Genomic DNA, 13270 nt, shown 5'->3' with positions numbered 1-13270 from the left:
ATGGAAACTCTCGCGGGCAAGAACGTCTTCGTTGTCGGGGCCGGTTCGTCCGGGATGGCCGCCGCCTTTCTACTGCTGCGGGAAGGAGCTGTCGTGACGCTTCTGGACGAACGTCCGAAGCCGGACGTGGAGAGGTCGCTTGGAACGGTAATACCCGCGAGCATCGCCTTCGATCGCGGGCGGATGGGCGAAGGGGAAGCGGCCCGGGCGGATCTCGTGGTGCTCTCTCCGGGCGTTCCCCGGGAGAAGCTCCCCGGGGAATCGCTGCGCCGGAAAAACGCGCCGGTATGGGGTGAGCTGGAGCTGGCTTACAGGTATTTCCGCGGGAGCGTGACGGCCGTCACCGGGACAAACGGAAAGTCCACCGTGACGACGCTGGTGGGGGAGATGGCGTCGCGCGGGTTTCCCGGCGTGTTCGTCGGCGGGAACCTGGGGACGCCGTTTTCCGCCGCGGCCGGTGCGCCGTACGACTGGGGTGTGGTGGAGGCGTCGAGCTTCCAGCTCGAGACGATAGACACATTCCGGCCGAAGGTCGCGGTCCTGCTGAACCTCACCGAGGATCACAGCGACCGGTACCGGGACTTCGACGCCTACGCGGACGTGAAGATGGCCGTCTTCCGGAACCAGGGCCCCTCGGATGCGGCTGTCTTCAACGCCGACGATCCTGAAGTTTCCCGGCGTGTTGCAAATATACGTGCGGAAAAGGTTCCCTTCTCCCTGACGAAGCGCCTGTCCGAAGGCGTGTGCCTCGAAGGCGACGAGATGGTGTACCGCGGCGGCGGGAAGGAGGAAAGGTACCCCCGCGCGCTTCTCAAGATCCGCGGAGCGCAGAACGTGGAGAACGCCATGGCGGCGATCGCGGCGGCGCGCCGCATGGGTGTTTCGCCGAACGCCGTCAGGGAAGTCCTTGCGTCTTTTCCGGGCCTGCCGCACCGCGTGGAGTTCGTCCGGCAGGTGCGCGGCGTCTCCTGGTTCAACGATTCCAAGGGGACGAACGTCGGAGCCGTGCTCAAATGCCTCGAGGGGTTTTCGGAACCCGTGGTGCTGATCGCGGGCGGAAAGGACAAGGGGATCGATTTCCTCCCGCTGCGCGAGCCGCTGCGGCGGAAGGCGCGGGCGGCGGTCCTTTTCGGGCAGGCGCGAGGAAGAATGTCGAAGGAACTCGGGGGCGCGGCGCCCCTTTCATGCGTGGAATCACTGGACGAGGCGGTCCGTCTGGCTGATACGCTGGCGCGGCCGGGGGACGTAGCGATCCTTTCACCTGCATGTTCGAGTTTCGACCAGTTCAGGAACTTCGAGGAGCGCGGCGAGGCTTTCCGAAAGGCGGTCAGGGAGCTTCCGGCATGAACTTCGGCAAGCGGCACGAGAACCTGGTCCTCTTTTTCTGCACCGTGGTCCTGTCGTTGCTGGGCATGGTGATGGTCTACAGCGCCACGTCCGTCAGCGCAGGCGCCAACCCGAAGCTCGGCTACGACGCCGCCTACTTTTTCAAGAGGCAGGTCCTCTTCCTTGCAGTGGGCGCGTCGCTGGCGGTCCTGCTGATCCGGATCGACTACGACTATTACCGCAGGCACATCCGGATTTTCCTGGGGGCGGCATTTTTCCTTCTCATCATGGTTTTCATCCCGGGGATCGGGCACAAGGCGAACGGGGCCGCCCGCTGGATCAACCTACGCTTCTTCACTTTCCAGCCCTCGGAGCTTGCGAAGTTCGTCCTCATAGCATTTGCCGCATTCTGCGTCGACCGTAAAGGGGAAAATCCCAAGGATTGGGTGAAGGTATCCATGCCGGCGCTGGCCGTGACTTTCGCCTTTCTTGCCGTGATTCTGAAGCAGCCCGATTTCGGCATGGCGGTGGTCATCGGCACTGTGATCCTTGCGCTTCTTTTTGTCGCGGGTTTTCCCTGGAAGTACATGGCGGCGGCCTTGGGCCTGTGTGCGGCCGGCGCGGCCCTGCTGATCGCGGCGAAGCCTTACCGCATGGCAAGGCTCAAGGCTTTCATCGATCCCGTTTCCCAGGCGCAGACGGCGGGATACGCTGTGCTTCAATCGCTGATCGCATTCTCCAACGGCGGCTTTCTCGGCATGGGTTTCGGCTCGGGCAGGCAGAAGCTTTACTACCTGCCGGAGTTGCACACCGATTACATCTTTTGCGTCATCGGGGAGGAACTGGGCTTTGCCGGGGTCGTCTCGGTCGGGGCATGTTTCCTGACGATGGCGTTCGTCGGATTCCGGATAGCGCGAAGGGCGCGTGACCTGTTCGGAAGGTATCTTGCGATGGGTATTGCGTCGGTTATCGGAATCCAGGCGCTGATGAACATAATGGTCGGGTTGAAAATGCTGCCTCCCAAGGGGATGGTGCTGCCTTTCATAAGTTACGGCGGTAGCTCTCTCATAATCCACATGGCGGCGGTGGGCGTGCTGATAAACATCTCGATGAAAGGGGCGGAAACGTTTGTCGCTGACTCTGACCATCGCGGGCGGGGGAACCGGCGGACACGTTTTTCCGGGGATAGCGCTGGCTGAAGCGTTTCTCGACCTGGTCCCCGGCGGTTCCGTTTCCTTCGTCGGGACCGAGTCCGGCCTCGAAGCGCGGGCCATTCCGGGACGCGGTTACGAGATCGATTTCGTCCCCGCGGGACAGGTGTTGGGCAAGGGAGCGGGAGGGGTGGTTGGAATGGCGCGGATGGCGAAAGGGATCGCGGCTGCGTTCTCAGTCCTCGGGCGGCGGCGGCCGGACCTGGTCTTCGGTGTCGGCGGCTACGCCTCCGTGCCGGTGGCCGTCGCGGCGGCGGCTGCCCGCATCCCGCTTTTCCTCCAGGAGCAGAACGCCGTGCCGGGCAGGGCGAACCGCATGTTGGGAAAGATGGCGAGGCGCGTGTATCTCGGTTTTGAAGGGGCAGCACCATATTTTCCTGCAGGCAGGACCGAGGTCACCGGGAACCCAGTACGGCGGGAAGTGGCCGCAGCGCGGCAGGCGGGGACGCCGGCGGCCGCCGGGGAGGCTTTCATAGTATTCGCCATGGGCGGCTCTCAAGGGGCCCGCGCGATCAGCAGGCTGGCGGTGGAAATGGCCCGTCGCGTGAAGCGGGAAGGGCACGCGGTGAAATTCGTGCTCCAGACCGGCCCCGGGGAGCACGAGGCGGTGGCGGCGACGGTTCGCGAGGAGGGCCTTCAGGTCGAGACATTCTCCTTCACCGAACGTATCGGGGAAGTGTTCGCCCTGTGCCATGCGGTCGTAATGCGGGCGGGAGCTCTCTCCATCGCGGAGGCCGCCCTCTTCGGCCGGCCCTGCATCCTGATTCCGTACCCCCACGCGGCCGACCGGCACCAGGAGCGGAATGCCGAGGAGTTCTGCGCAACCGGCGCCGGCGTATGGATGGCGCAAGACGACGCCACGGAGGAAAAGGTCCTCGACGTCCTTCTTTCGTGGGCCTTCGATCCCAAAAGCCGCGGCGCGGCGGGGGACGCCGCCGCGGGGTTTTCACGTCCCGACGCGGCGGAGCGGATCGTCCGCTCGGCGCTCCGGCGGATCGGAAAAGGAGAGGCCGTCCGTGTATAGAAAGGGACTGCACATACATTTCGTCGGTATCGGCGGCATCGGGATGAGCGGCATCGCGGAACTCCTCCTGAATCTCGGTTACCGGGTAAGCGGCTCGGACCTTCGTCGCTCCGACACTACGGAGCGGCTGGAAAGGCTCGGCGCAGAGGTACGGACCGGACACGCCGCCGGGAATGTACCGTCGGACGGGCACGTCGTCGTGTACTCCTCGGCCGTCAAGCCGGACAACCCAGAGGTCGTGGAGGCGCATCGCAGGAAGATACCCGTCATTCCGCGCGCGGAGATGCTCTCCGAGCTGATGCGGATGAAGTACGGCATCGCGATCGCCGGTACGCACGGCAAGACGACGACCACGTCGATGGTTGCGACGGTCCTTGCCCACGCGGGATGGGATCCCACCGCCGTCGTGGGTGGCAAGCTGAACAGCCTGGGCTCGAACGCCAAGCTGGGGCAGGGCGAGTTCCTCGTCGCGGAGGCCGATGAAAGCGACGGCTCCTTCCTCAAATTGTCACCTACGGTGGCCGTGGTGACGAACATCGACCCCGAGCACCTGGATTTTTACACGGGCATCGGGCAGATCAAGGAGAACTTCCTCCACTTCGTCAACAAGGTCCCCTTTTACGGCTTCGCGGTGTTGTGCATAGACCATCCGAACGTTCAGGAGCTGATCCCGTCGGTGGAAAAGACTACCGTCACTTACGGCTTTTCCGCCCATGCGGATTACCGGGCCGACGGCGTCGTGCCCGAGGGGATGAACAACCGTTTCAGGGTTCTCCGCCGCGGGGAGCCGCTCGGAGAAGTCGCGCTCAAGGCTCCCGGGAAGCACAACGTGAGCAACGCACTGGCCGCACTGGCGGTCGCGATGGAGCTGGGGATCCCCTTCGAAAAGGTCCGGGACGGCCTTGCCGAATACGGAGGCGTCGTGCGCCGGTTCCAGGTGAAGGGGGAGAAAAACGGCGTGACGGTCGTCGACGACTACGGCCACCACCCGGAGGAGATTCGCGCCACGCTCGCCGCGGCGCGGGAAGTGTGGCCGGATCGCCGGATCGTCGTGGGGTTCCAGCCACACCGTTTTTCGCGGACGCACGGCCTTTTCCGCGATTTCCTCTCGGCGTTCCACAACGCGGACCTGTTGTTCGTCTTCGACGTGTATGCCGCGGGGGAGGAACCGATCCCCGGCGCTACGGGGGAGCGGCTCTGCGAGGCGATCGGGCAGCACGGGCACAAGGCGGCCGTATACGCAGGGAAGGCAGTGGAGGCGCAGGGAACGATAGTCCCCAGGCTCTGCCCCGGGGACATTTTTTTCACAATGGGAGCGGGCGATGTCTGGAAACTGGGAGAGAGCCTCCTTTCCGGCTGACGGCCGGGCGAAAGGGAGATGGATGCGGGCTGCGGGAGGAAGAATCGAGGAAGTCTTCGGCGCGAAGCTTCGGGATTTCACGACTGTGGGCATCGGCGGCGCCGCGGAGCGGATGGTTTTCCCGCGCTCCCTCCAGGAGATCCAGGAAATCCTGCGCTCGGAGCGGCAGCACGGACGTGAGGTGCGATTCCTGGGCGCCGGGAGCAACCTGCTGGTAAACGACGGTGGGATCCGTGGGACGGTGATGTGCCTGAAGAAAAACATGGGGAAGATGATCTTCTCCCCCGGAGGGGCCGTCGTCGCAGAAGGCGGGACGATGCTTCCTCGCTTCTCCGTGCTCTGCGCGCTCTCGGGCCTCTCCGGAGCGGAGGAGCTGGCAGGGATACCCGGAACGGTCGGCGGCGCAATATCGATGAACGCGGGGGCGTACGGACGCTCCATCGGCGAACTGGCGGAATGGGTGGAAATCGTGGACATGGATGGAAGGCTCGTCCGGCTCGACTCCCGCGACATCCATTTCGGCTATCGCGAGGCGAATTTCCCCATGAGAGGAATCATATCCCGTGTAGCTTTCCGGCTGGCCTTCGGCAATTCGGACGAGTCGTTCGATCGCATCCGTATCTACAACGAAAAGCGCCGGGCCACGCAGCCGTGGGGGGCGCGGACTTTCGGCTCCACGTTCCGCAACCCAAGGGGAGGCGAGAAGGCCGCACGGCTGCTGGACCAGGCGGGCATGAAGGGTGCGCGGGAAGGGGACGCGCTCTTCTCGGAGAAACACGCCAACTTCATGATCAACGCGGGGCAGGCTTCCGCGGCGGAAGCCATGCGCCTCATCGATCGGGCCCGGCAGACCGTTCGGGCCACGGCCGGTGTGGAGCTGGCGCTCGAAGTCAAATTGTGGGGTGTCTTCGATGCCTGAAAAAGGCCGGTACAAGGGAAGGACGGTAGGGGTGTTCCTTGGGGGGGAATCCTCCGAACGGGAGGTATCGCTCCGCACGGGCGCGGCCGCGGCCTCGGCGCTCCGCAGGCAGGGGTACGCCGTCAAGGAAATCGACATCGGAGGAGATTGGCTCGCCGCGGTCAGAACCGCGGGCGTGGATGTGGCGTTCATCGCCCTGCACGGCCGCTTCGGCGAGGACGGATGCATCCAGGGAGCGTTCGAGCTTGCGGGGATTCCGTACACGGGGTCCGGAGTGCTCGCCTCCGCACTTTCGATGAGCAAGGTCCTGGCCAAGCGCGTGGCGGCCTCTGCAGGGGTACCCGTCGCGCAAGACGTCGTTTACGAAGGGGAGATGCTGGACGGGCCGCCGCCTCCGGGCATGGGATACCCCTTTGTCGTCAAGCCCGATCGGGAGGGGTCCACGGTCGGCGTGAGCATTGTCCGGCTGAAAGAGGAGTGGGGTCCGGCCATCGCCGATGCGCGTAAATTCGACAGCCGGATCCTGGTCGAAGCCTACATTCCCGGCAGGGAGATCACGGTGGGGATCCTGAACGGGAAGGTCCTCCCGGCGATAGAGATCGTGCCGAAGTCCGGATCAGGGTTCTACGACTATAAGTCGAAGTACACCGTTGGGCAAACCGATTACGTGATCCCGGTCCCCATGGACCGCGACATCCTCGCGCGGGCGGCGGAATACACCCGCAAAGCCGCGGCAGCCTTGACGCTGCGGGGAGCGGCCCGCCTGGATTACCGGGTGGACCCGGCGAACAACCTGTTCTTCCTGGAGGCGAACACCATACCGGGGATGACGGAGACGAGCCTGCTGCCGAAGGCTGCGAAGTTCGACGGGCTGTCGTTCGACGAACTCGTGCTGGAAATCCTCGACGACGCGGGGTTGTCCAAGTAGATGATCGAGTACAAGGCATATCACAAGAAATCGCTCGGCAAGCGTGGGAAAAAAAAACACGCCGCCAGAAAGAAGGGGAAGGAGAAGAATCCCCGGGAAACCCGGTTTACATTCCGGCAGGTGCTTCCCGTCGCCGCGGCGCTCCTCGCCGTGGTCCTCGTCACCGCGGCAGGGGCGGCCGTTTATTCCTGGCTGGGCCATTCCCGCCTGTTCGCCGTGCGAGAGATCGACCTGAACCGGTGCGACTACGTAACGCGTGAGGAGGTCTCCGGGATGCTTTCGGGCGTGCCTCAGGGGAACATCTGGGCGCTCTCTTCACAGGACATTGGCCGGCGGCTGCAGACACATCCGTGGGTGCGAAGCGTGGCGGTGCGAAAGGCCTTTCCCGATCGGCTCGTTGTGCGAATCGAAGAGCGCCATCCCGTCGCCATGATCAACCTCGATGCGCTTTATTACGTCGACGAGCAGGGGAAGATCTTCAAGCGGCTGAGCTCCTACGACCGGAAGAACTTTCCCATCCTCACCGGTTTTTCGCAGGGCGATCTCAAGGCGAACGACGCGGTCACCCAACGAAACCTGAAGCGGACGCTCGAGTTGCTGCGCGCCACCGAATCGGGCGCCCTTCGCCAGAATGTCTCCGAGATCCACTTCGACGCCCAGGATGGATACACGCTCGTGACCAGGGACTCCGGCCTGCAACTGAAAATCGGAACGATGGAAGTCCGCGAGGCCATGCAGCGGATAGAGGAAGCGATGCCGAAACTTGCCAACCTCGGGCAGGCGAACGGTATCGTCGACCTGAAAACAGCGGGCCGCATCTTCGTGCGGCCGGGGGAATAAATGGATACGGGCTCCACACCGGTAATCGTCGGACTGGACATCGGATCGAGCAAGGTGGCCACGGTTGTGGCGAAGAAGGGGCCGGAAGGCCTGGAGATCCTGGGCGCCGGCGAAAACCCCACGGAGGGGATGCGCAAGGGCGCGGTGGTCAACGTGGACGCAACGGTCAGCTCGATCCGTAATAGCGTCGGCGAGGCGGAAAAGATGACGGGCATTTCCATCGGATCCGCCTTTGTGGGGGTTTCCGGTCCGCTGATCAAGTCGTTCAACAGCCATGCCGCGATTTCCGTGAGAAACGAGCGTGAGGTGACAGAGGAAGACGTGGCGCGGGTTCTTGCACTCGCCAAGGCGGTGGAGCTTCCGAACGACCGGGAGATCCTGCACGTACTGACGCAGGAGTTCAGCGTGGACGACATCGGGGGGATAAAGGACCCTCGAGGCGTGGCAGGGATTCGCCTTGACGCCCGCGTTCACGTGGTTACCGACGACGTTCCCAGCACCCGAAACCTGGTCAAGTGTGTGGAGAAAGCGGATCTTTCGGTCGACGAGATCGCGCTCGGGCCATTGGTTTCAGCCAACGCGGTGCTGACGCCCGAGGAGAGGGAAGTCGGAGTCGTCCTCCTCGATTTCGGTGCGGGAACCGTCGAGATGGCCATTTTCCACGGGGAGGCGCTTCGCCACACCTTCGTTCTTCCATTGGGGGGATCGAACGTTACCTCGGACGTCGCGATCGGGCTAAAGATCCCGTGGGCCGACGCGGAGGCTTTAAAAATCGCATCCGGAAGCGCAATGATCCAGAAGGTGCGTCGGGACGAACTGGTGGAACTGCCCGGTGTTGGCGGGCGGCAACCGCGGCCCATCCGCCGGCAGTATTTAAGCGAGATCATCGAGCCGCGCGCGGAAGAGATATTCGCCCTCCTCAGGAAGGAAATACTTCGCTCGGGATACGAAGAGACATTGGGGGCCGGCATCGTGCTGACGGGCGGAGGCTGCCTGCTGGACGGGCTCGTCGAGCTGGGTGAGCGAGTGTTTCAGCTCCCGGTGCGGCGGGGAGGGCCGATCGGAATCGGGGGGCTGGTGGAAGTCGTCAGCAGCCCCGGATACGCGACGGCGGTAGGGCTTGCGCTCTACGGGGCGAATATGGCAGACATGATCGCCGCTCAAGGTGAGGAACCGGGGGCCGGCGGCTGGCTGGATTGGCTGAAGCGCATCCTCACGAAACATATCTAAGTCGAACGATAAGGAGGAAGGGCTCATGTTCACGCTTATCGAGGAGAACCGCGTCCATGCCGTAATAAAGGTGTTCGGCGTGGGGGGCGGCGGCGGCAACGCCATCAACACGATGATCGAAGAGGGCCTGAACGGCGTGGAGTTCATCGCGGCCAACACGGACGCCCAGGCCCTTTCGAGGAACCTTGCCCCCCTGAAGATCCAGCTCGGAGCGCGGCTCACCAAGGGACGGGGTGCGGGGGCCAATCCCGAGATCGGGCGGCAGGCGGCGCTCGAGGACCGGGACCTCCTGCGCGAATCCTTGAACGGCGCCGATATGGTGTTCATCACGGCGGGGTTGGGCGGGGGCACCGGCACGGGCGCGGGTCCCGTCGTGGCGGAGGTTGCGAAGGAGGCCGGGGCGCTGACTGTCGGCGTTGTCACGCGTCCGTTCGCCTTCGAGGGCAGCACGCGGCGGCGCCAGGCGGAGATCGGCGTAAAGGACCTGCGGTCGATCGTCGACACGATCATCGTCATTCCGAACGAGAAGCTCCTCCTCATCGCAGGTAAGGACATGCGGTTCACGGAGGCCTTCCGCAGAGTGGACGAGGTGCTCTTCCACGCAGTGCGCGGCATCTCCGAGCTGGTGACGAAGCCGGGCTACATCAACCTGGATTTCGCGGATGTAAAGACGATCATGTCGGGGATGGGCGTGGCGCTGATGGGCATGGGATGCGCGTCCGGCCATAACCGCGCGGTCGCCGCGGCGGAGAAGGCGATCTCCAGCCCGCTTCTCGAAGACGTCTCCATCCGCGGGGCGCGGGGCGTGTTGATAAACATCACCGCGGGCCCGTCCCTCTCGATGAGCGAGGTTCACGAGGCGGCAAGCCTCATCCAGCAGGAGGCCGACGAGGAAGCGAACATCATCTTCGGCACCGTCATCGACGAGACGATCGAGGACGAACTGAAGGTGACGGTGATCGCCACGGGGTTCGAGCCGGGAGTGGCGGAAAGCATCTGGAAGGGGCCGCGCCGGATGATCAAGCTCGTGGGAAAGGAAGACCTGGAAAAACCGACCTTCATGCGGGCCGCGCCGCAGAAGCCGCCGGAGAGGGTGGAACGGGTGGAGCGGCTCGAGGACCTTCCGGTCATCGACAAGGAGAGCGAGGTGGAGGCCCTCGACGAATTCGAGATTCCCACGTTCCTGCGTCGCCGGGGAGAGTAGGACAGACGGGCGGTTTGTCCGCGGACCGGCCCGGGCCGCCCCCAACGAATGTCATGACCTGGGAGATCCGCAAGCTCCACGATGCCGTCCTCTCCCGGGAGGTGGGGGGGAAACGGAAGGAGCACGGCGGACGGCTCAGCGTCGCGCTTATCTTCCCGAACCGGTACGCCGCGGGGATGTCGAACCTGGGTTTCCTGTCCATCCACGCGCGCATCAACGAAAGGCCCGACGCCCTGTGCGAGCGGGCCTTCCTGCCTTCCGCGGCTGAAGAGAAAATCCTCTCCCGGCGTATGCTTCCCCTCTCCACTCTGGAGAGCGGCGCACCGCTGAAAGAGTTCGACATCGTAGCCTTCTCCCTGTCCTTCGAGAACGACCTGCCGAACGTTTCCGCAATCCTCGCCGCGGGAGGAATTGCCCCCTTCCGCAGAGACCGCGAGGGCAGCGGCTATCCACGACCGCTTGTACTTGCCGGTGGATTCGCCGCATCCCTCAACCCGGAGCCCGCCGGAGTCTTCGCCGACGCCGTTGTGATCGGCGACGGGGAAAGGGCGGTGGAGGCTATCCTCGACATAGGATCTCATCACCCGGGCGACAAGGCATATCTGAAAGAGCTTGCCGCAATTCCGGGAATATTTGTCCCGGCAGGATATGTTCCTGAATACGAAAAGTCCTACGATTCCGCCGGGGATCCGAGGCTGCGGATGCTCGGCGGGAAAGAAGCAGACGCGTATGCTGCGGGCAGGTTGCGTTCCCTCAAACCTATTCCCGGTTTTCCCGAAAAGGTCATCCGAGAGAAGATCGATCTCTCCGGGTATCCGCCGGTCCCCGTTATTCTTTCCGAGGATGCAGAACTGGGCAGAATGGCGCTTGTGGAAACCTCCCGCGGCTGCCCCAGGATGTGTTCCTTCTGCGCCGCTGCACACGCCTGTCCCGAATTCCGCGAGATGCCCCTTCCCTTCATTCAGGCTGCCGTTGAGGCGGTTTGGCTCCATCGAAACAGGATCGGGATGATAGGCGCGGCCGTCCTCGACTGGCGGCACTTCAAGGAATTTTCACATGATATACTCGCCCGCGGCGGCGCGGTGTCTCCCGCTTCGATCCGCGCCGACCTTGTGGACGAGGAAATCGCGGAGATCCTGAAAACCAGCGGGCATCGCACCGTCGCGCTGGCTCCCGAGTGCGGCGACGAACGGCTACGCGCGCGGATCGGCAAGCGAGTAAAGGACGCCGTTTTTATAGACGCCGCAAGGACTCTCATCCGGGCGGGGATCGTCTCCTTCAAACTCTATTTCCTGTCTGGAGTCCCCGGCGCAAGCGAGGAAGAAGAAACATACGGAACCATCGAATTTCTTCGCGCATTCAGGAATGCGGCTCTTGAAGAATCCAAGGCAGTGGGAAAAATGGGCACCATCAGCGCGGTGCTTTCTCCTTTTGTGCCGAAGCCGTTCACGCCGCTTCAATGGGCGCCGATGACAACGGAGCGGGAACTCAAATCACGCAAGGTGAAGATCGCTTCGGGTATCCGGTCGATTCCCAATCTGCGCATCGAGCCGGAGGCTCCATCGTCGGCCATCCTCCAGGGTTTCCTGGGGCTGTCGGACCGCCGGGTGGAGCAGGCGCTTCGCCACGCCAAAAAGGGAAGACTCAAGCTTTCCCCTGACCGCCTTGCCGTTCCTCTGAATGATATCGTCCATCGTGAAAGAGGTGCGATAGAGTATTTCCCCTGGGACATCGTCGAAGGCGGCGTGCCGAAAAAGATCCTCCGCGCACGTTACGAGTCGATCCTGGGGGGATAATGATCGCGTAGCCGCTCGCGACCGTCCGTCCTCCCGAGGCAAACGATTTAATTTCGTCTATCGGTTTTTTTTCTTGGGTTTGGAACGGAATTTGCTGGAAAATCCGGGCATGCGAATCGTGCCAGACAAAAAGAACGGCGATTCCCGCGTAATCGTGACAGCGAATAATCTGTCGAGCAGCCTCCCGCCGCTTCTCGACCGGGTTCGCGCCGAGATCCGGAGGCGCCATTACAGCCGAAGGACGGAGGAAGCCTACCTCGGCTGGATCGCGCGATATATGAAACATCACTGCCTCGTCGACCCGCTGGAAGCGGGAGGATCAGAGGTGGAAAAATTTCTGTCGCACCTGGCAACGCGTAAGGATGTGGCGGCGGCAACGCAGAATCAGGCTTTAAGCGCCCTTCTCTTTCTATACGGTCCCGTCCTGGGAAAGAAGCTCGAATATCTCGACGAGATGGCCCGCGCGAAAAAACCGAAGCGCCTTCCGGTGGTCATGCGCCGCGACGAAGTCCGCAAGGTCCTGTCGCGCCTAGTTGGGCCGAAGTGGGTAGCCGCAATGCTTATGTATGGAGCGGGGCTTCGCCTCCTTGAATGCCTGCAACTTCGCGTGAAGGACATCGACTTCGGCTACCGCCAGATCACCATTCGTGCGGGAAAGGGCAACCGTGATCGCGTCACGATTCTGCCTGCCGCCGTGGAAACGCGCCTGCAACTCCACCTTGAGGATGTCAAACTAAGGCATGAACGAGATTTGAAAAGTGGAGGAGGCTACGTTAAACTGCCGGAAGCGTTATCAAGGAAATATCCCGACGCAAACCGTCAGTGGGGGTGGCAATGGGTGTTTCCCGCACAGCGGCAATACCAGGATCCCGAAACGGGATTTCTATACCGCCACCATCTGTACGAAACAGTTCTTCAACGCGCGGTCAAGGAAGCGGTCGAACGGGCAGGGATAGAGAAGCACGTCTCTTGTCATACCTTCCGGCATTCTTTCGCTACCCATCTCCTGGAGGACGGGTACGATATCCGGACAATCCAGGAACTGCTCGGTCACCGGGACGTCAACACAACGATGGTCTACACCCACGTCCTGAACAAGGGAGGAAAAGCCGTCCGCAGTCCGGCGGACTGGATGGAATAATCTCAAGCCGCCTTTCCCCTTCCGCCTTTCCTACGCTCCCAAGCCGCTTTTCACCGCAACTCCACTTCCCCTCATCCCACGCTATCTCATTGATCCAAAATACAATATTCCCTTTATCAATACCCCAACTCAACAAACAATCCCGGCTCCCATCGCCGTCTCCAATAGATTTAAATAGGCAGTCTAAACCTCGTTAGGTTCACGCTCGAAGCTGAAAAGGAATTGACATCTGGCCATATTCTGGCTATATTATGGCCAGAATGAGATATGAAATTGTTTTAGCCCCCGAAG

General features: G+C 62.6%; 11 protein-coding genes. All 11 read left to right on the top strand.

Annotated elements, in window-relative coordinates:
* The 11 genes from murD (at window position 1) to HY896_11685 (ending at window position 12979) form a co-directional block, all read left to right on the top strand.
* Complete coding sequence (gene murD / locus HY896_11735; GenBank protein MBI5577019.1) at window positions 1–1347, top strand: UDP-N-acetylmuramoyl-L-alanine--D-glutamate ligase; 1347 nt, start codon at window positions 1–3, stop codon at window positions 1345–1347.
* The gene (gene ftsW / locus HY896_11730) at window positions 1344–2525 is read left to right on the top strand and encodes a putative lipid II flippase FtsW (protein ID MBI5577018.1); all 1182 of its coding nucleotides are present in this window, start codon (window positions 1344–1346) and stop codon (window positions 2523–2525) included. The genes murD and ftsW overlap by 4 nt, the downstream gene beginning before the upstream one ends.
* Window positions 2455–3561, top strand: a complete 1107-nt coding sequence (murG, locus tag HY896_11725) for an undecaprenyldiphospho-muramoylpentapeptide beta-N-acetylglucosaminyltransferase (protein MBI5577017.1) — start codon at window positions 2455–2457, stop codon at window positions 3559–3561. Before ftsW ends, murG begins: the two co-directional genes overlap by 71 nt.
* 43 nt (window positions 3562–3604) lie before the next feature.
* Complete coding sequence (locus HY896_11720) at window positions 3605–4921, top strand: UDP-N-acetylmuramate--L-alanine ligase (GenBank protein MBI5577016.1); 1317 nt, start codon at window positions 3605–3607, stop codon at window positions 4919–4921.
* Between the two features lie 22 nt (window positions 4922–4943).
* On the top strand, window positions 4944–5840 hold the full coding sequence (gene murB / locus HY896_11715; GenBank protein ID MBI5577015.1) for a UDP-N-acetylmuramate dehydrogenase: 897 nt from the start codon (window positions 4944–4946) through the stop codon (window positions 5838–5840).
* Entirely contained in the window at window positions 5833–6768 is a 936-nt protein-coding gene (locus HY896_11710; GenBank protein ID MBI5577014.1) for a D-alanine--D-alanine ligase, read from the top strand. Before murB ends, HY896_11710 begins: the two co-directional genes overlap by 8 nt.
* A complete protein-coding gene (locus HY896_11705; GenBank protein ID MBI5577013.1) occupies window positions 6769–7608 on the top strand; it encodes an FtsQ-type POTRA domain-containing protein in 840 nt (279 codons plus the stop codon).
* The gene (gene ftsA, locus HY896_11700) at window positions 7609–8838 is read left to right on the top strand and encodes a cell division protein FtsA (GenBank protein MBI5577012.1); all 1230 of its coding nucleotides are present in this window, start codon (window positions 7609–7611) and stop codon (window positions 8836–8838) included. It begins immediately after the preceding gene.
* Window positions 8839–8863: 25 nt separating this feature from the next.
* Window positions 8864–10042 carry a cell division protein FtsZ gene (gene ftsZ, locus HY896_11695; GenBank protein ID MBI5577011.1) on the top strand — a complete coding sequence of 393 codons (1179 nt, stop codon included), beginning with the start codon at window positions 8864–8866 and terminating at the stop codon, window positions 10040–10042.
* Window positions 10043–10095: 53 nt separating this feature from the next.
* Window positions 10096–11838, top strand: coding sequence for a radical SAM protein (locus HY896_11690; GenBank protein ID MBI5577010.1), 1743 nt, complete (start codon window positions 10096–10098; stop codon window positions 11836–11838).
* A 109-nt stretch (window positions 11839–11947) separates the two neighbouring features.
* A complete protein-coding gene (locus HY896_11685) occupies window positions 11948–12979 on the top strand; it encodes an integron integrase (GenBank protein ID MBI5577009.1) in 1032 nt (343 codons plus the stop codon).
* Window positions 12980–13270: the final 291 nt, after the last annotated feature.

The organism is Deltaproteobacteria bacterium, assembly GCA_016218975.1.
Taxonomy (GTDB): Bacteria; Desulfobacterota; Deferrimicrobia; order Deferrimicrobiales; family Deferrimicrobiaceae; genus JAENIX01.
This window is presented reverse-complemented; position numbering and strand designations above follow the sequence as displayed.